Origin of the sequence: Actinokineospora sp. (assembly GCF_052390155.1) — a bacterium.
GTDB lineage: Bacteria > Actinomycetota > Actinomycetes > Mycobacteriales > Pseudonocardiaceae > Actinokineospora.
The window spans coordinates 21,215-38,166 of record NZ_JBQTHF010000107.1 but is presented as its reverse complement, the minus strand read 5'-3'; the positions used below and the strand labels follow the sequence as shown (position 1 = coordinate 38,166).

Sequence of the window (16,952 nt, the reverse complement as noted above, 5' to 3'; positions counted from 1 at the left end):
CCAGTCCTATCCACCTCCAGCCCTGATCAGCTCGCCGTGATCACCCTTTGTCAGGCTATCGGTGGGGAAGGATGGCGCCAGGGGGTGTGAAATCCTGTGGATGGTTTCGCGGGTTGTGGACAACTCGGTCAGGAGATCGGGCGGACTTCGCCGGTGTCGGCGGCTACCACGGCCGGGCCCGATGCCGTGTTCGCGGCGACCGAGCGGGAGTCCGGCGCCCAGAGGAAGTCCGTCACCGGTGCGGGCAGCTCAGCCGCACGCAGGAAGCGGCCGTTCTCGGTCTGGTAGAACGAAATCTGAGCACCGTCGGCCGCCGCGATCCGGCGGCCGTCGGGGGCCGCGAGGCCGGTCGCGGTGGCGGGGAGGGGGGCCACGACCGGGTGCCAGCTTTCGTCGCCGACGGTGAAGCGGACGATTCGGGTGCCGTCGGCGGTGTGTTCGGTGGCGATCAGGCGGGTCGAGTCGGGGAGCCAGCGCAGGGCGTGTCGGCCGGAGTCGGCGGGTTCCGGCGAGATCAGCCGGACATGGTCGTCCTCGGTGACCGGCATCGTGTCGACCAGCACCAGTTTGCGTGGCAGTCGGATCGCGATGTAGCGGCTGTTGGGGCTGACCGCGGCCGCCACGACCGCACCCCCGCGGTCGTACACCGCCTGCTCCTCACCGACGAGGACGTTGCGGATGACCACCGTGTAGAGCAGCCGGTGCCGCCGGTTGGCCCGGTACACGACGCGGCCGGGCAGGACGCCGAGCAGTTCGGTGGCGTGGTCGGGGGAGCCGAGCAGCGGGGTGAGCTTCGCGCCGACGCGCAGCAGCGACAGCCGCGCGGGATCGCCGTGCTGCACAACGACTTTCCGTTCGCCGGGCAGGTAGTTCGCGGCCGTCAGGCCGGTCGCCACGCAGAGGTCGCGGTGCGCGCCCTTGGCATCGATCTCGATCAACCGGACCTGGTCGTCCTCGACCAGTCCGGTGAGCAACCGCCCGCGCTCGTCGACATCGAGCACCCGAATCCCCGACATGATCACCACCCTGTCACAACGCCGGTCAGCCGAGGAAGCCGAGGACCCCGTCGGTGATCGCGGCCGCGTACCGCTGCCTGCCCGCCGCGCTGGACAGCGCGGCGGCATCGTCGGCGTTGCGCATGTTGCCGCACTCGACGAGCACCGCGGGGCGCTGCGACAGGTTGAGTCCGGCGAGGTCGTCGCGCGCGGACAAGCCCCGCGAACCGATGTAGGTCGACGTGGCGAAGCCGGCAGCCACCATCTTGTCGCGCACCGTCCGGGCCAGCCGCAGCGCGGGTTCGCCCTGGGCGGCGTTCAGCGCGGGCGCCGAGTAGGCGATGTGGAAGCCGTGCGCGCCCGCCGAGGCCGACCCGTCGGCGTGCAGGGACACGACCGCCGCCGCGGCCGACTCGTTCCCGATCGACGCGCGCCGGTCGACGCAGGGGCCGACGCTCTTGTTGTCCTGCCGGGTGAGCACGACTCTGACGCCGCGCGCGGCCAGCAGGTCGCGCACGCGCTGGGCCAGGTCCCAGGCGAACGCGTGCTCGGGGTAGCCCGCGGCGGTCGCGGTGCCGGTGGTGTTGCACGGTTTGGTGCGACCCCGCCCCGCGGGCACCGGCCGGTTGATCAGCGCCGCGTTGGTCGCGTTGCCGCCGTTGTGGCCGGGGTCGAGCACGACGACCTTCCCGGCGGGCACCACGGCGGCCGACGACGGCACAGACGGCACAGAAACCGCGGCCCCGGAAGGCGCGACCGGTGTCACCGCGGGCCCGGAACCCGGTTCGACCCGCGGTCCGCCGCAGGAGGACACCACCGCAGCCAGGGCCGCGGCAGCCGCCATGGCCCGCGCGCGTCGTCTCAGCACGGCGCTCACCCTGCCACAGACCCATGACCTCTAAGCTGGTGGCGACACCGGCACAGACCGTCGATGTCGATCATCTCCGACGAGAGGGGCCGCGGTGTTTCCCGGTGGCGGCGCACCCGACATGCAGGCGATCCTGGCGCAGGCGCAGAAGATGCAGGAGCAACTGCTGAGCGCGCAGCAGGAACTGGCCGAGGCCGAGGTCTCCGGCACGGCGGGCGGCGGCCTGGTCACGGCGACGGTCTCCGGCGCGGGCGAGCTGAAGTCCCTGGTGATCGACCCCAAGGTGGTCGACCCCGACGACGTTGAGACGCTGGCCGACCTGGTGGTCGCCGCGGTCCGCGACGCGGGGACCAACGCGCAGAAGCTGGCCGAGGACAAGATGGGGCCGCTCGCGGGCGGACTGGGCGGCGGGCTCGGCCTGCCCGGCATGTGAGCGGGACGGACACTTGTACGAGGGCCCGGTCCAGGACCTGATCGACGAGCTCGGGCGGCTGCCCGGGGTCGGGCCCAAGAGCGCCCAGCGGATCGCCTTCCACCTGCTCGGCGCCGAGCCCACCGACGTGACCCGGCTGCAGGAGGCCCTGCAGAAGGTCAAGGAGGGTGTCGTGTTCTGCGACATCTGCGGCAACGTCTCTGCGGAGGCCACCTGCCGCATCTGCCGCGACCTGCGCCGCGATCCGTCGGTGGTCTGCGTGGTCGAGGAGCCAAAGGACGTGCTCGCGATCGAGCGGACCCGCGAGTTCAAGGGCCGCTTCCACGTGTTGGGCGGCGCGCTCGACCCGTTGTCCGGCATCGGGCCCGAGCAGTTGCGCATCCGCCAGTTGCTGACCCGCATCGGCTCGCAGGAGATCACCGAGATCATCCTCGCGACCGACCCGAACACCGAGGGCGAGGCGACCGCCACCTATCTGGCGCGGATGCTGCGCGACTTCCCGGGCCTCACCGTGACCCGGTTGGCGTCCGGCCTGCCGATGGGCGGCGACCTGGAGTTCGCCGACGAGCTGACCTTGAGTCGGGCCCTGTCCGGCCGTCGCGCAGTGTGACGGCGGCGCTCGCCGAGCGGCTGCTCGCGGCCCCGCCGCGCCTGGGAAACGTCCGACTGGTGGCCATCGATGGTCCATCGGGAGCAGGGAAATCCACGCACGCGGCCGCGTTGCTGACCCACCTCCGGTCACAAGCGGTGACGACTGCGCTGGTGCCGACCGACCACTTCGCCACCTGGACCGACCCCGTCGCCTGGTGGCCGAGGCTCGTCGACGGCGTGCTGACGCCGCTGGCCGCTGGACGCCCGGGCCGCTACCAGGCCGTGGCGTGGTCCGACGGGACGCCCCGGCTCGGCGAGTGGATCACCGTCGAGGTGCCGGACGTGCTCGTCCTCGAAGGCGTCTCCGCAGGCAGGCGGTCGATCGAGCCGCTGTTGTCCGCCCTGGCCTGGGTCGAACTGCCGGAGCCCGCCGTCCGGCTGGCGCGCGCGGTGGCCCGCGACGGCGAGGCGTGCCGGGCCGAGCTGGTGCGGTGGCAGGCGTTCGAGACAGGCTGGTTCGCCGTCGACGGCACCCGTGACCGTGCGTCCGTAACCCTGGTTTCCTGACCGGTCGTCGCACGCTGTGTGTTCGGTGAGCGGACATTTGACCGGCAACTCTCACGCGTCGTGGTCAAGCGATCGCGCACGGGTGATTCTGTGTATGCCAGTTGGCCGGATCGTGACCTCTCGTAGTTAAGGGATGTACATCGGAGCGGCTATGGTCGGCGACCAACGGTGAGATCCCGGACAGTTTCGACGGCGGACCCGAGGAGTGCGTGATGGCTTACCAGCGATCCGCGCGACTTAGTCGGCAGGCGGCCCAGCACGGCCTGCCCCGACTCGTCGCGCAGACGCCCGGTCTCGGGCGGTTCGCGGCATGACGGCTCCGCTTGAGGTCACCGGTTCCGCCGCCGAGGCGTCGCCGGAGGCCAGTCTCCAAGGCATGAGCAAGAAGGCCATCCAGGGCCGCTCGCTCGGCCAGATCGCGTGGCTGCGGCTCAAGCGCGACAAGGTCGCCATGGCGGGCGCCATCGTGATCGCGCTGCTTGTGCTGGCCGCGATCGCCGCGCTCGTGCTCGACCGGTTCTTCGACGCGGTCGGCCCCAACGACTTCCACCAGGACCTCATCGACACCGAGGGCGGCACCCTCGCGCCGAAGGGCACCTTCGGTGGCATGAGCGCCGACCACCCGCTCGGCATCGAGCCGGTCAACGGCCGCGACATCCTCGCCCGGATCTTCGCGGGCTCCTGGATCTCGCTGCTCATCGCCTTCCTCGCGACACTGCTGTCCGTGACCATCGGCACCGTGATGGGCATCATCGCGGGCTTCTTCGGCGGCTGGGTCGACACCCTGATCAGCCGCGCGATGGACGTCTTCCTCGCGTTCCCGCTGCTGATCTTCGCGATGGCGCTGGTCGGCGTCATGCCGGACACCGCGTTCGGGATGTCCTCCGAGATGCTGCGCATCGCGATGCTGATCTTCATCATCGGCTTCTTCAACTGGCCATACATCGGCCGGATCGTCCGCGGCCAGACGCTGTCCCTGCGGGAACGCGAGTTCGTCGACGCGGCCCGCAGCCTCGGCGCGCGCGGCCCGTACATCCTGTTTCGCGAGCTGCTGCCGAACCTGGTCGCGCCGATCCTGGTGTACGCCACGCTGCTGATCCCGACCAACATCCTCTTCGAGTCCGCGCTGTCCTTCCTCGGCGTCGGCATCAACGCGCCGACCGCCACCTGGGGCGGGATGCTCTCGGAGGCGTCGCGCTTCTACACGTTGCCGCACTTCATGCTCTGGCCCGGCCTGGCGATCTTCGTCACCGTGCTGGCGTTCAACCTGTTCGGCGACGGCCTGCGCGACGCGCTCGACCCGCGCGCTCGCTAGGTGATTTGTGCCAGTGTCCCGATTGCTTCTGGAAAGAAGGGGTGCAACTTCCAAGATGAACAGCAAGCGCTTGGTTACCGCGGTCGCCGCGGGCGCGGCTGTCGCCATGGGGCTTTCCGCCTGTGGCGGTAGCAGTTCCGACGGTGGCGGCAATGGTGGCGGCGGGGGCACCAACACGCCCGCCTTCAACGCGGCCCTGACCACCACCTTCAACCCTTCCGAGAAGAAGGGCGGCGTCATCAAGGTCGCCAACGCGGGCACGTGGGACTCCCTGGACCCGGGCGAGACGTACTACGGCTACTCGTGGAACTTCCTTCGCCTGTACGGCCGTTCGCTGGTGATGTTCAAGCCCGCGCCGGGTACCGCCAGCAACGAGTTGGTCCCCGACCTGGCCGAAAGCCTGGGCGTGCCCACCGACGGCGGCAAGACCTGGACCTACAAGCTCCGCGAGGGCGTCAAGTACGAGGACGGCACACCCGTCACGTCCAAGGACGTCAAGCACGCGGTGCTGCGGTCCACGGACAAGGAGACCTTCCCCAACGGGCCTGCGTACTTCGAGGGCTTCCTCGACCTGCCCGAGGGCTACAAGGGTCCGTACAAGACCAAGGACATGGACACCAACTCGGCGATCCAGACCCCGGACGACCGGACGATCGTGTTCAAGCTGAAGCAGGCGTTCGGTGGTTTCGACTACATGGCGCAGCTTCCGCAGACCGTCCCGGTGCCCGAGGCCAAGGACACCGGCGCGAAGTATCGCGAGAAGATCATCTCGACCGGTCCGTACAAGTTCGGCAAGAACGACATCGACAAGAGCTTCACCCTGGTCCGCAACGACCAGTGGGACGCCAAGACCGACCCGAACCGCAAGGCGCTGCCGGACGGCTTCGAGGTCACGATGAACGTCAACGCCGACGACATCGACAACCGGCTGATCTCCGGTGACCTGCAGATCGACATCTCCGGCACGGGCGTGCAGCCCGCGTCGCTGAGCCGGGTGCTGGGCGACCCGAACCTCAAGGCGTCGGCGGACAACCCGACGCTCGCGCGCCTCTGGTACACCTCGATCAACCCGACCGTGGCCCCGCTGGACAACATCGAGTGCCGCAAGGCCATCGAGTTCGCCGCGGACCGCACCGGCTACCAGACCGCGTACGGCGGCACGTTCTCCGGCGGCGACATCGCCACCACGCTGATGCCGTCGCAGATCCCCGGCCAGGAGAAGTTCGACCTGTACCCGGCGGGCGCGGACAACAAGGGCGATGTGGCCAAGGCCAAGGAAGCACTGACCAAGTGCGGCAAGCCGGACGGCTTCGAGACCAACATCGCCTACCGCGCCGAGCGGCCCAAGGAGAAGGCCACCGCCGAGTCGCTGCAGCAGTCGCTGGCGCGCGTCGGCATCAAGCTGACCCTCAAGGCGTTCCCCGCCGGTGACTACTTCTCGCAGTTCGCGGGCAACCCGCCGTACGTCGTGGCCAACGGAATCGGCCTCTCGACCAACGGTTGGGGTGCCGACTGGAACGACGGCTTCGGCTTCCTGTCGCAGATCGTCGACAGCCGGGTCATCCGGGAGACCGGTGGCTCGTCGAACACCTCAGTGCGCATCCCCGAGGTCGACAAGATGCTCGACGACGCGATCTCGGAGACCGACACGGCCAAGCGCGAGAAGCTGTGGGGCGCGATCGACAAGCGCGTCATGGAGGAGGCGGTCATCCTCCCGGGTGTCCACGCCAAGAGCCTGCTCCTGCGCGGCAAGGGCCTGACGAACGTGTTCGTCTCCGACGCGTTCGGCATGTACGACTACCTGTCGCTGGGTGTCGCGTAGTTCGGTTCCCGTCCGCTGTAACTCCACGTTAGGCAGGTGAAGGCAGCAGACGGCAGGCCCGGGACGATCTCCCGGGCCTGCCGTCGGTGCCGGCCACTGTGATCACTTACATCATCCGGCGGCTGCTCGCCGCGGTCGTGCTGCTCTTCATCGTGAGCGCGGTGACGTTCTCGATCTTCTTCGTCATGCCCAAGCTCGTCGGGGCGACACCGGAGACCCTGGCGACCCGGTACGTGGGCCGGGCCGCCACCGAGGAGACCGTCAAGGCGACCGCGGAGAAGCTCGGGTTCTACGACCCGGTGGTCGTGCAGTACGGCGAGTGGGTCAAGGGCATCTTCGCGGGTGCCGAGTACGACTACGGCACGGGCGTCGAGGAGTGTCCGGCGCCGTGTCTGGGCTATTCGTTCCGCAGCAGGCAGCCGGTCTGGCCCGACCTGCTCGACCGCGCCCCGGTGACGCTGTCCCTCGCGGTCGGCGCGGCCGCGCTGTGGCTGGTCGCCGGCGTGGCCATCGGCACGCTTTCCGCGCTGCGCAAGGGAACCATCTTCGACCGGGCCGCCATGGGCGTCGCGCTGGCCGGGGTGTCCCTGCCGATCTTCTTCACCGGCCTGATCTCGCTGACGATCTTCAGTTATCAACTGGGCTGGACAGCGCCCGGCGGGGCCTATGTCCCGTTCGCCGAGAATCCGGGGGAATGGGCCTACAACCTGTTGTTGCCCTGGATCACGCTCGCATTCCTGTTCTCCGCGCAATACGCGCGACTGACCAGAGCCGGGATGCTGGAGACGATGAACGAGGACTTCATCCGCACGGCTCGGGCGAAGGGCCTGCCGGAACGCACGGTCGTGGTCAAACACGGCCTGCGCGGCGCGCTCACCCCGATCATCACGATCTTCGGTCTCGACGTCGGCCTGCTGCTCGGCGGCGCCGTGCTGACCGAGACCGCGTTCTCGCTCAAGGGCCTGGGGCAGTACGCCATCGAGGGCATCACCAACTACGACCTGCCCAAGGTCATGGGGGTGACCATTCTGGCGGCGTTCTTCATCGTGATCGCCAACCTGGTCGTCGACCTCCTGTACGCCGTCGTCGACCCGAGGGTGCGCACCAAGTGAGCCAGATTTCCGAAGACAGCCTCGACGGCGCCGCCGAAATCCGGCCGGTGCCCTCCGGCGACGCGTTCCTTGAGGTGCGCGAGCTGCGGGTGCACTTCCCGACCGACGACGGCATCGTCAAGTCGGTGGACGACCTGTCGTTGCGCCTGGAGCGCGGCAAGACCCTCGGCATCGTCGGCGAGTCCGGCTCGGGCAAGAGCGTGACCAGCCTGTCGATCATGGGGCTGCACAAGGAGGGCGCAGCGCGGATCTCGGGCGAGATCCTGCTCGACGGCCAGAACCTCGTCGGCATGCACAAGGAGAAGGTCCGCCTGCTGCGCGGCAAGCGGATGGCGATGATCTTCCAGGACCCGCTCTCGGCGATGCACCCGTACTACACGGTGGGCAACCAGATCGTCGAGGCGTACCGGGTGCACAACAAGGTCACCAAGCAGGTGGCCCGCAAGCACGCGATCGAAATGCTCGACCGGGTCGGCATCCCGAACCCGAAGTCCAGAGTGGACGATTATCCGCACCAGTTCTCCGGCGGCATGCGGCAGCGCGCGATGATCGCGATGGCGCTGTCCTGCGACCCGGAACTGCTGATCGCGGACGAGCCGACCACCGCGCTCGACGTCACCGTGCAGGCGCAGATCCTCGACCTGATCCGGGACCTGCAGCAGGAGTTCAACTCCGCGGTGATCATCATCACGCACGACCTCGGTGTGGTCGCCGAACTGGCCGACGACATCATGGTGATGTACGCGGGCAGGGCCGTGGAGTACAGCACCGCGGCGGACATCTTCAACACCCCGCAACACCCCTACACCTGGGGCCTGCTCGGCTCGATGCCCCGCCTGGACCGCGAGCGCACCGAGCGGCTGCTGCCGATCAAGGGCACGCCGCCGAGCCTGATCAACGTGCCGGACGGCTGCCCGTTCAACCCGCGCTGCGCCTACGCCGGGTTGACCAACGGCCTGAGCACGACCGAGCGCCCGGAGTTCCGCGACGTCGGCGGCGGCCACCACATCGCCTGCCACCTCTCCGCCGAGGACCGGCTGCGCATCTGGGACACCGAGATCAGGCCGAAGCTGTGAATGAGGACGACGTGACCACGACGCAGACCGACGCGGCGGCGCAGCCCAAGAAGATCGGCGAGGAACTGCTCGCCGTCGAGGGCCTGCAGAAGCACTTCCCGATCCGCCGGGGCCTGCTCCAGCGCCAGGTCGGCGCGGTGCAGGCGGTCGACGGCCTGACCTTCTCGGTCAACCGCGGCGAGACCCTGTCGCTGGTCGGCGAGTCCGGCTGCGGCAAGACCACCACCGGCAGGCTGCTCACCCGACTGCTGGAGCCGACCGGCGGCAAGATCGTCCTTGAGGGCAAGGACATCACGCACATCTCGATGAGCGAGATGCGCCCGCTCCGCCGCGAAGTCCAGATGATCTTCCAGGACCCGTACTCGTCGCTGAACCCGCGGCACACCGTCGGCACGATCGTCGGCGCGCCGTTCCGGCTGCAGAACGTGCAGACCGAACACGGCGTCAAACGCACGGTGCAGGATCTGCTGGAGTTGGTGGGCCTCAACCCCGAGCACTACAACCGCTACCCGCACGAGTTCTCCGGCGGCCAGCGCCAGCGCATCGGCATCGCCCGCACACTGGCCCTCAAGCCGAAGCTGATCGTCGCCGACGAGCCGGTGTCCGCGCTGGACGTGTCCATCCAGGCCCAGGTCGTCAACCTGCTGGAGGACCTGCAGAACGAGTTCGACCTGACCTACGTGATGATCGCCCACGACCTGTCCGTCGTGCGGCACGTGTCCGACCGGGTCGCGGTGATGTACCTCGGCAAGATCATGGAGATCGCCGACCGCACCTCGCTCTACGAGCGGCCGATGCACCCGTACACGGTCGCGCTGCTGTCCGCGGTCCCGATCCCGGACACCAATCGCCGCGCGAAGCGCGAACGCATCCGCCTGCAGGGCGACGTGCCCAGCCCGATCAACCCGCCGTCGGGGTGCCGGTTCCACACGCGGTGCTGGAAGGCGCAGGAGGTGTGCAAGGTCGAGGAGCCGCCGCTGGCCTCGCTCGCGCCAGGACACCTGACCGCGTGCCACTTCCCGGAGAACACCGACAAGATCACCATCGACCCGACCGGCATCACCGCGGACGTCTGAGCCCGCAAGAGGCAAGGACTCGGCCGGGCGCGTGTTGGTGCCCGGCCGGGTCTCGCTACCTGTGGGCCCGGTTCACCGCGGACACGACAGCGCGCAGGGACGCGGTGACGATCGAGCTGTCGATGGCCACCCCCCACAGCACCGTGCCGCCCACCGCGCACTCGACGTACGCCGCCGCCCGCGCGTCGTCGCCGGAGGTGAGGGCGTGTTCGGAGTAGTCCAGCACCCGCACGTCGTAGCCGACGCTGGCCAGCGCGTCCACGAAGGCCGCGATCGGGCCGTTGCCCGTGCCGGACACCTCGTGCTCGTCGCCCTCCACGCAGACGACGGCCTCGATCTCGTCGCGGCCCTCGCCGTCGTCGGAGATGCGGTTGCGGCGCAGGCGGAGCGGGGTCACCCGATCCAGGTACTCGCCCGCGAAGATGTCCCACATCTCCTTGGGGCTGACCTCGCCGCCCTCGCTGTCCGTCACGGCCTGCACGACCTGGGAGAACTCGATCTGCAGCCTGCGCGGCAGCTTGAGCTGGTGCTCGGTCTTCATCACATACGCCACGCCGCCCTTGCCGGACTGCGAGTTGACCCGGATGACCGCCTCGTACGAGCGGCCGACGTCCTTCGGGTCGATCGGCAGGTACGGCACCGCCCACGGGTACTCGTTCACCGGGACCCCCGCGGCGGCCGCGTCGGCGGCCAGCGCGTCGAAGCCCTTGTTGATCGCGTCCTGGTGGCTGCCGGAGAACGCGGTGAACACCAGGTCGCCGCCCCACGGGTGGCGCTCGGCGACCGGCAACTGGTTGCAGTACTCGACCGTGCGGCGGATCTCGTCGATGTCGGAGAAGTCGATCTGCGGGTCGATGCCCTGGCTGAACAGGTTCATCCCCAGCGTGACCAGGTCGACGTTGCCGGTGCGCTCGCCGTTGCCGAACAGGCAGCCCTCGATGCGGTCGGCGCCCGCCTGGTAGCCCAGCTCGGCCGCGGCCACCGCGGTGCCCCGGTCGTTGTGCGGGTGCAGGCTCAACACCACGGCGTCGCGGTTGTCGAGGTTGCGGCTCATCCACTCGATCGAGTCGGCGTAGACGTTGGGGGTGGCCATCTCGACGGTGGCGGGCAGGTTGATGATCATCGGCCGCGCGGGCGTCGGCTGCCAGATCGCGCCCACCGCGTTGCACACCTCGGCGGCGTAGGACAGCTCCGTGCCGGTGTAGGACTCGGGGGAGTACTCGAACCGGAAGTCGGTGTCGGCGTACTTCTCGGCGAAGGCCAGCACGATCTCCGCCCCGTCGGTGGCGATCTTCTTGATGCCTGCGCGGTCCTGCCGGAACACCACGCGCCGCTGCAGGATCGAGGTGGAGTTGTAGAGGTGGACGATCGCGCTGTGCGCCCCCTCCACCGACTCGAAGGTGCGCTCGATCAGCTCCGGCCTGGCCTGGGTGAGCACCTGGATGCGCACGTCGTCGGGGATCGCGCCCTCGGTGACGATCTCGCGCACGAAGTCGAAGTCGGTCTGGCTCGCCGCCGGGAAACCGACCTCGATCTCCTTGTAGCCCATGCGGACCAGCAGGTCGAACATGCGCCGCTTGCGGGCGGGCGACATCGGATCGATCAGCGCCTGGTTGCCGTCGCGCAGGTCGACCGCGCACCACAGCGGCGCCGTGGTGATCCGGGTGGTCGGCCAGGTGCGGTCGGGTACGTCGATCGGCTCGACCAGCGCGTGAAACGGCTGGTACCGGTGGAACGGCATCGCGCTGCCGCGCTGGGTGTTCCAGGTGGGCTGCTCGGCGGGGGCGAGCCGGGCGGGGGTGCGAATGCGGCTGCTCGCGGACGGGACGGCGTCTGGCGTGCTCATGACGGGAGGACTCCTGCTGCGGTGCGGTTGCTGGGGGACAACGGCGACCGGCGGCAATGCCTGACTCCGCGACGGGGAGCCGGCCTGGTCAGGCCCCGTCGCGGCAGCGAAGCAGGAGAGCGTGTGCCACGCGGCCACCCTAGCGGAGGCCGGACGGGAATGTGGAAACCCGCGTCCACATCATGGACTGCGCCGATCGGAGTAGTTACACATCCCGTGGTCGGGGGCACTTTCCAAGCATGTCTACGCATAGATGGCACGCCAGCAGCGGCCGCGGCACCGCGGCCAGGATCGTCACGGGCATCGGTGCGCTCTTCGCGCTCATCGAGGTCGTCTACATTCTGCTCATCGTGCTCGGGGCCAACGCCGCGAACGCGTTCTTCCGGTTCGTCTCCTCGCTGGCCGAGCCGCTCGCGCTGTTCTTCCCCGGGCTGTTCCAGCTCGCCAACTACAACCTCGCGGTGATCCTCAACTACGGCCTCGCCGCCGTGTTCTGGCTCGTCGTGGCCGGGCTCATCGCTCGGATCTTGCGCTGAGTCTCAGCGCGTAGCCGGATGCGTACGCACCTGTCAGACTTCCCGCATGGCTGAACACACCGACCAGGACTCCCGCGGCGCGGCCGAGCGGCGCGCGGGAATCGTGGGAGTCCTGGCCGGTGTGGTGCGGTGGGCGGGTCTGCTCATCGCGCTGCTGCTGGTCGTGCACGTGATCCTGGTGATGGGCAACGCCAATCCCGACAACGGGATCACCAGCTTCGTGCGCGCCATGGCCGAGCCGTTGTCGCTGGCGTTCAAGAACCTGTTCACCCCGGACGACGCCAAGCTCGGCGTGCTCATCAACTACGGCCTCGCCGCCGTGTTCTGGCTGGCGGTGTCCTCGGTCGCCGCCCGCCTCATCCGCAGGCTGGGCTGACCGCTCAGAACGGCGTGCCCCAGTCGGTGAACGCGATCTCCGCCAGCGGCAGCCGACTCCGGGGCGCGGTCTCGCGGGCACGCCGGTCCGCGGGCAGCAGATCCGGCGATCCGAGCACCCCGACGGCGATCGCGGCCAGCGGCCGCACCGACTCGGGCAAGGCGAACTCCCGCGTGACACCCGGCGCGTCGAACCCGGCCATCTGGTGGGCCACCAAGCCTTCCGCCACGGCTTGCAGCACCAGGTTCTCCGTGGCCAGGCCCACCCCGTACTCGGCGTAGGGCACCTCGCCCTTGGCGTTGACGGTGGCCGCGCAGGCCACCAGCAGCGCGCCCGCGTTGCCCGCCCACGCCTGGTTGCCCCGGTTGAGCAGCGCCAGGATCCGCGCGAACGTCGGCGTTCCGCGCGGCCCCACCAGGTACCGCGCGGGCTGGGTGTTGCCGTACGACGGCGCCCACCGCGCCGCCTCCAGCATCCGGCGCAGCGCCGCCGCGGGCACCTCGCCCGCCGGGTCGAGGGCCCGCGGGCTCCAGCGGCCCGTGATCAGCGGGTGCGGCTCAGATCGCATAGCCCCACGACGTGATCGAGTACGCGCCGAACCACGAGCCCACGATCGCGAACGCGCTCAGCGTGAGCACCATCGTCGCCGTCCGGCGCTTGGCCAGCGCGATGGCGATGGGCACCAGCAGGGTGACCGCGGGCACCATCAGCCGGACCTTCGAGTTCATCAGCCCGTTGGAGCCCAGATCCATGGCCAGCACGCCCGCCGCGTACACCAGCAGCGGCCACTCCAGCCGGCGCCGGATGCCGATGGCCAGCAGCACCAGCGCGACGATGATCAGCCCGACGGTGGCCACCTCCAGCACCGACCGCGCGTTGCCCAGCACGTCCAGGCTGAACTTGACGGTGGCCGCGCCGCCGTCGAACTCGGAGTCCCACCCGCGCCGCTGCAGCGCGAACCAGCCGTCCCACTCGCCGGTCCGGGTGGCGACCCACGCCAGGTAGCCGAGCAGGCCGACCGGGGCCAGCACGCCGCCGACCCAGGGCCGCCAGCCGTCGCGGCGGTGCAGCACGGCGATCACCGCGGCCAGCCCGACCGCCAGGATCAGCGCCGCCGCGGTCGGCCGGACCAGACCCGCGGCCGCGCAGCACAGGCCCGCGGCGACCCAGTTGCGCTCCAGCACGAACACCAGCGCCCACACCGCGAACGCGCAGAACATCGACTCCGAGTACGCCATCGACAGCACGATCGCCATCGGCGAGGCCGCGAACAGCGCCACCAGCACCAGCCCGGCGCGCCGCGACCCGCCGCGCACCAGCTCGCCGAGCCGGGTCAGGCCGTACGCGCAGACCACGCCGAAGGCGATGGTGATCGCGAGCGCGGAGGGCACCAGCCGGAACCCGAGGTCGCTGAGCCAGCCGACGACGGTCGGGTAGCCGGGGAAGAACGCCAGCGGCGTCTCCGCGCCGCGCTTGCCGAACGCGTCGACCAGGCCGTCGGGCACGCCCGCGTAGCCGTTGCCCGCGATCGCCAGGAACCACTGGCCGTCCCACGAGCGCAGCGCGTCGGTCGGCGACATGTCGTTGCGGGCGGCCATCCAGCCCAGCACGAGCAGGCCGACCTCGCGGATGCCCAGGAAGATCATCGCGGGCGCGATCAGCCGCAGCACCCGGCGTCTGGTCCACCGACGCCCGGCACCGGGCGCCTGCGGCGCGTCGCCGTCCGGCGCGGCCTCGGCGTCGGCTCTCGCCACGTCCGTCGCAGACACCCCGATCCCTTCCCATCTGCGGCCGTTGGGGGTCTCAGCCTAGTCCGGCGGCCACAGCGGGGTGCGGCCGTGGCGGCCACCACAGCGCAGGGCGGCTGACGGCGCCGCAGGTAGGCTCACCGGGACAGGGGACGGCGGCCGTCCCGGGCTCCCGGACGTGCTGAAGTCCTCACAGTGCTTGAGGAAGGTGCACGCAGTGGCGCTCGTCGTCCAAAAGTACGGCGGTTCCTCGCTGGAGAACGCCGAACGGATCAAACGGGTCGCCGAGCGGATCGTCGCGACGCGCAAGGCGGGCAACGACGTCGTGGTCGTCTGCTCCGCGATGGGCGACACCACCGACGAGCTGCTCGACCTCGCGATGCAGGTAAACCCGGTGCCGCCGGGGCGCGAGATGGACATGCTGCTCACCGCGGGCGAGCGGATCTCGAACTCGCTGGTGGCGATGGCCATCGCCGCGCTCGGCGCCGAGGCGCGGTCGTTCTCCGGCTCCCAGGCGGGCGTCATCACCACTTCGGCGCACGGCAAGGCCCGGATCATCGACGTCACGCCGAGCCGGGTGCAGACCGCGCTCGACGAGGGCTACATCGTGCTCGTCGCGGGCTTCCAGGGCGTCAGCCAGGACACCAAGGACATCACCACGCTGGGCCGCGGCGGCTCCGACACCACCGCGGTCGCGCTGGCGGCGGCGCTCAACGCCGACGTCTGCGAGATCTACACCGACGTGGACGGCATCTACACCGCCGACCCGCGGATCGTGCCCGACGCCAAGCGCCTCGACCAGGTCACCTACGAGGAGATGCTGGAGATGGCGGCGGGCGGCGCCAAGGTGCTCATGCTGCGCTGCGTCGAGTACGCCCGCCGCTACGACGTCCCGATCCACGTCCGCTCTTCGTTCAGCAACAAGCCCGGCACCCTGGTGACCGGATCGATGGAGGATTTGCCCGTGGAACAGGCGATGATCACCGGCGTCGCGCACGACCGGTCCGAGGCGAAGGTCACCGTCACCGGGGTGCCCGACCAGGCGGGGGTGGCCGCCCGGATCTTCCGTGCGGTGGCCGACAGCGAGATCGACATCGACATGGTGCTGCAGAACGTGTCCAGCACGGTGTCGGGCAAGACCGACATCACCTTCACCCTGTCCAAGAGCAACGGCCCGACCGCGGTCGCCGCGCTGGAGAAGATCCGCGTCGAGCAGGGTTTCACCGCGGTGCTCTACGACGACCACATCGGCAAGGTCTCGCTGGTCGGCGCGGGCATGCGCTCGCACCCCGGCGTCACCGCGACCTTCTGCGAGGCGCTGGCCAAGGCCGGGGTCAACATCGAGATCATCAACACCTCGGAGATCCGCATCTCGGTGTTGATCCGCGACACCCAGCTCGACGAGGCCGTGCGCGCGCTCCACGCCGCGTTCGACCTCGGCGGCGGCGAGGAGGCAATCGTGTACGGGGGGAGTGGTCGCTGATGGGACCCACATTGGCCCTGGTGGGCGCCACGGGCGCGGTCGGCACCGTGATGATCGACATCCTCAACGGCCGAGAGCACTGGCCCTGGGGCGAAGTCCGGCTGATCGCGTCACCGCGCTCGGCGGGCAAGAAGATCACCGTGCGGGGCGTGGAGTTGACCGTGCTCGCGCTCACCCCGGAGGTCTTCGACGGTGTCGACGTGGCCATGTTCGACGTGCCGGACGAGGTGTCCGCGCGGTGGGCGCCGATCGCCGCCGAGCGCGGCGCGATCGCGGTGGACAACTCGGGCGCGTTCCGAATGGACGACGACGTGCCGCTGGTCGTGCCGGAGGTCAACCGGGACCAGATCGCCGCGTGCCCGCGCGGCATCATCGCCAACCCCAACTGCACGACGCTGTCGATGATGGCCGCGCTCGGCGCGCTGCACCACGCGTTCGGGCTGCGCGAGCTGGTCGTGGCCTCCTACCAGGCGGCCTCCGGCGCGGGCCAGGACGGCATCGACCGGCTCTACGCCGAGGCCGCCGCCGTCGCGGGCAAGCAGGTCGGCTCGCGCGCCGGCGACGTCCGCGAGGCGCTGGCCGCGGCCGGGCTGTCCCAGGACGACTCGCCGTTCCCCGCGCCGCTGGCGTTCAACGTCGTGCCGTGGGCAGGCTCGCTCAAGGCCGATGGCTGGGCCAGCGAGGAGATCAAGGTCCGCGCCGAGTCCCGCAAGATCCTCGGCATCGCGGACCTGAAGGTGTCGGCGACCTGCGTGCGGGTGCCGGTGGTCACCACGCACTCGATCGCGGTGCACGCGACCTTCGCCGAGCCGGTGACCGTGGCCCAGGCGCACGAGATCTTCGCCGCGCAGCCGTCGCTGGTGCTCGTGGACGACCCGGAGAAGGGCCAGTTCCCGACCCCGGCCGACGTCGTCGGCGGCGACCCGACCTATGTCGGTCGAGTCCGCCAGGCGCTGGATTTCCCGAACGCTCTGGACTTCTTCGTGTGCGGGGACAATCTGCGCAAGGGTGCCGCGCTGAATACCTACGAGATCGCGGAATCGATCGCCGCTCGGCACTGAACGCACACCGAAGCCCTCGCCTTGCGGGCGAGGGCTTCGGTACGTCG

The 16,952-nt window shown here is 69.8% G+C and carries 17 protein-coding genes; 12 read left to right on the top strand and 5 right to left on the bottom strand.

Translation table 11 applies throughout. The annotated features are described in order from the left end of the window. Positions 1–128 precede the first annotated feature (128 nt). Together ACT4N7_RS27375 and ACT4N7_RS27370 are read right to left on the bottom strand one after the other, a co-directional pair. Positions 129–1,016 carry a hypothetical protein gene (locus ACT4N7_RS27375; RefSeq protein WP_444831749.1) on the bottom strand — a complete coding sequence of 296 codons (888 nt, stop codon included), beginning with the start codon at positions 1,014–1,016 and terminating at the stop codon, positions 129–131. A 25-nt stretch (positions 1,017–1,041) separates the two neighbouring features. Then, positions 1,042–1,716: an N-acetylmuramoyl-L-alanine amidase gene (locus tag ACT4N7_RS27370; RefSeq protein WP_444831748.1), complete on the bottom strand. Its 675-nt coding sequence runs from the start codon at positions 1,714–1,716 to the stop codon at positions 1,042–1,044. Between the two features lie 268 nt (positions 1,717–1,984). On the opposite strand from ACT4N7_RS27370, the gene ACT4N7_RS27365 reads away from it, so the two are divergent. The 8 genes from ACT4N7_RS27365 to ACT4N7_RS27330 all read left to right on the top strand — a co-directional run bounded on the left by ACT4N7_RS27365 (position 1,985) and on the right by ACT4N7_RS27330 (position 9,855). Next, complete coding sequence (locus ACT4N7_RS27365; protein ID WP_444831765.1) at positions 1,985–2,296, top strand: YbaB/EbfC family nucleoid-associated protein; 312 nt, start codon at positions 1,985–1,987, stop codon at positions 2,294–2,296. 13 nt (positions 2,297–2,309) lie between these two features. Further along, positions 2,310–2,906, top strand: coding sequence for a recombination mediator RecR (gene recR / locus ACT4N7_RS27360; protein WP_444831747.1), 597 nt, complete (start codon positions 2,310–2,312; stop codon positions 2,904–2,906). A gap of 137 nt (positions 2,907–3,043) precedes the next feature. After that, positions 3,044–3,454 carry a uridine kinase family protein gene (locus ACT4N7_RS27355; protein ID WP_444831746.1) on the top strand — a complete coding sequence of 137 codons (411 nt, stop codon included), beginning with the start codon at positions 3,044–3,046 and terminating at the stop codon, positions 3,452–3,454. A gap of 310 nt (positions 3,455–3,764) precedes the next feature. Beyond that, a complete protein-coding gene (locus ACT4N7_RS27350; RefSeq protein ID WP_444831745.1) occupies positions 3,765–4,769 on the top strand; it encodes an ABC transporter permease in 1,005 nt (334 codons plus the stop codon). Positions 4,770–4,824: 55 nt separating this feature from the next. Next, on the top strand, positions 4,825–6,591 hold the full coding sequence (locus ACT4N7_RS27345) for an ABC transporter substrate-binding protein (RefSeq protein WP_444831744.1): 1,767 nt from the start codon (positions 4,825–4,827) through the stop codon (positions 6,589–6,591). A 98-nt stretch (positions 6,592–6,689) separates the two neighbouring features. Next, positions 6,690–7,703: an ABC transporter permease gene (locus ACT4N7_RS27340; protein WP_444831743.1), complete on the top strand. Its 1,014-nt coding sequence runs from the start codon at positions 6,690–6,692 to the stop codon at positions 7,701–7,703. Then, positions 7,700–8,779, top strand: a complete 1,080-nt coding sequence (locus ACT4N7_RS27335; RefSeq protein ID WP_444831742.1) for an ABC transporter ATP-binding protein — start codon at positions 7,700–7,702, stop codon at positions 8,777–8,779. Before ACT4N7_RS27340 ends, ACT4N7_RS27335 begins: the two co-directional genes overlap by 4 nt. Positions 8,780–8,832: 53 nt before the next feature. Then, the gene (locus ACT4N7_RS27330; RefSeq protein ID WP_444831764.1) at positions 8,833–9,855 is read left to right on the top strand and encodes an ABC transporter ATP-binding protein; all 1,023 of its coding nucleotides are present in this window, start codon (positions 8,833–8,835) and stop codon (positions 9,853–9,855) included. A 55-nt stretch (positions 9,856–9,910) separates the two neighbouring features. On the opposite strand, the gene leuA is transcribed toward ACT4N7_RS27330, so the two are convergent. Further along, entirely contained in the window at positions 9,911–11,701 is a 1,791-nt protein-coding gene (leuA, locus tag ACT4N7_RS27325) for a 2-isopropylmalate synthase (protein WP_444831741.1), read from the bottom strand. A 239-nt stretch (positions 11,702–11,940) separates the two neighbouring features. Between leuA and ACT4N7_RS27320 the strand changes: the two genes are divergently transcribed. Together ACT4N7_RS27320 and ACT4N7_RS27315 are read left to right on the top strand one after the other, a co-directional pair. Next, complete coding sequence (locus ACT4N7_RS27320; protein WP_444831740.1) at positions 11,941–12,237, top strand: hypothetical protein; 297 nt, start codon at positions 11,941–11,943, stop codon at positions 12,235–12,237. 46 nt (positions 12,238–12,283) lie between these two features. Beyond that, the gene (locus ACT4N7_RS27315) at positions 12,284–12,613 is read left to right on the top strand and encodes a hypothetical protein (RefSeq protein WP_444831739.1); all 330 of its coding nucleotides are present in this window, start codon (positions 12,284–12,286) and stop codon (positions 12,611–12,613) included. A gap of 4 nt (positions 12,614–12,617) precedes the next feature. Here the strand turns inward: ACT4N7_RS27315 and ACT4N7_RS27310 are convergent, their stop codons facing one another. Together ACT4N7_RS27310 and ACT4N7_RS27305 are read right to left on the bottom strand one after the other, a co-directional pair. Next, positions 12,618–13,181 (bottom strand): nitroreductase family protein, encoded by a 564-nt coding sequence (locus tag ACT4N7_RS27310; RefSeq protein ID WP_444831738.1) that lies wholly within the window; start codon positions 13,179–13,181, stop codon positions 12,618–12,620. Next, positions 13,171–14,382 carry a hypothetical protein gene (locus ACT4N7_RS27305; protein WP_444831737.1) on the bottom strand — a complete coding sequence of 404 codons (1,212 nt, stop codon included), beginning with the start codon at positions 14,380–14,382 and terminating at the stop codon, positions 13,171–13,173. Before ACT4N7_RS27305 ends, ACT4N7_RS27310 begins: the two co-directional genes overlap by 11 nt. Before the next feature lie 196 nt (positions 14,383–14,578). Here ACT4N7_RS27305 and ACT4N7_RS27300 point away from each other — a divergent pair, with 196 nt between their 5' ends. Both ACT4N7_RS27300 and ACT4N7_RS27295 read left to right on the top strand, forming a co-directional pair. Further along, entirely contained in the window at positions 14,579–15,844 is a 1,266-nt protein-coding gene (locus ACT4N7_RS27300; RefSeq protein WP_444831736.1) for an aspartate kinase, read from the top strand. Continuing rightward, a complete protein-coding gene (locus ACT4N7_RS27295; protein WP_444831735.1) occupies positions 15,844–16,905 on the top strand; it encodes an aspartate-semialdehyde dehydrogenase in 1,062 nt (353 codons plus the stop codon). The genes ACT4N7_RS27300 and ACT4N7_RS27295 overlap by 1 nt, the downstream gene beginning before the upstream one ends. Positions 16,906–16,952: the final 47 nt, after the last annotated feature.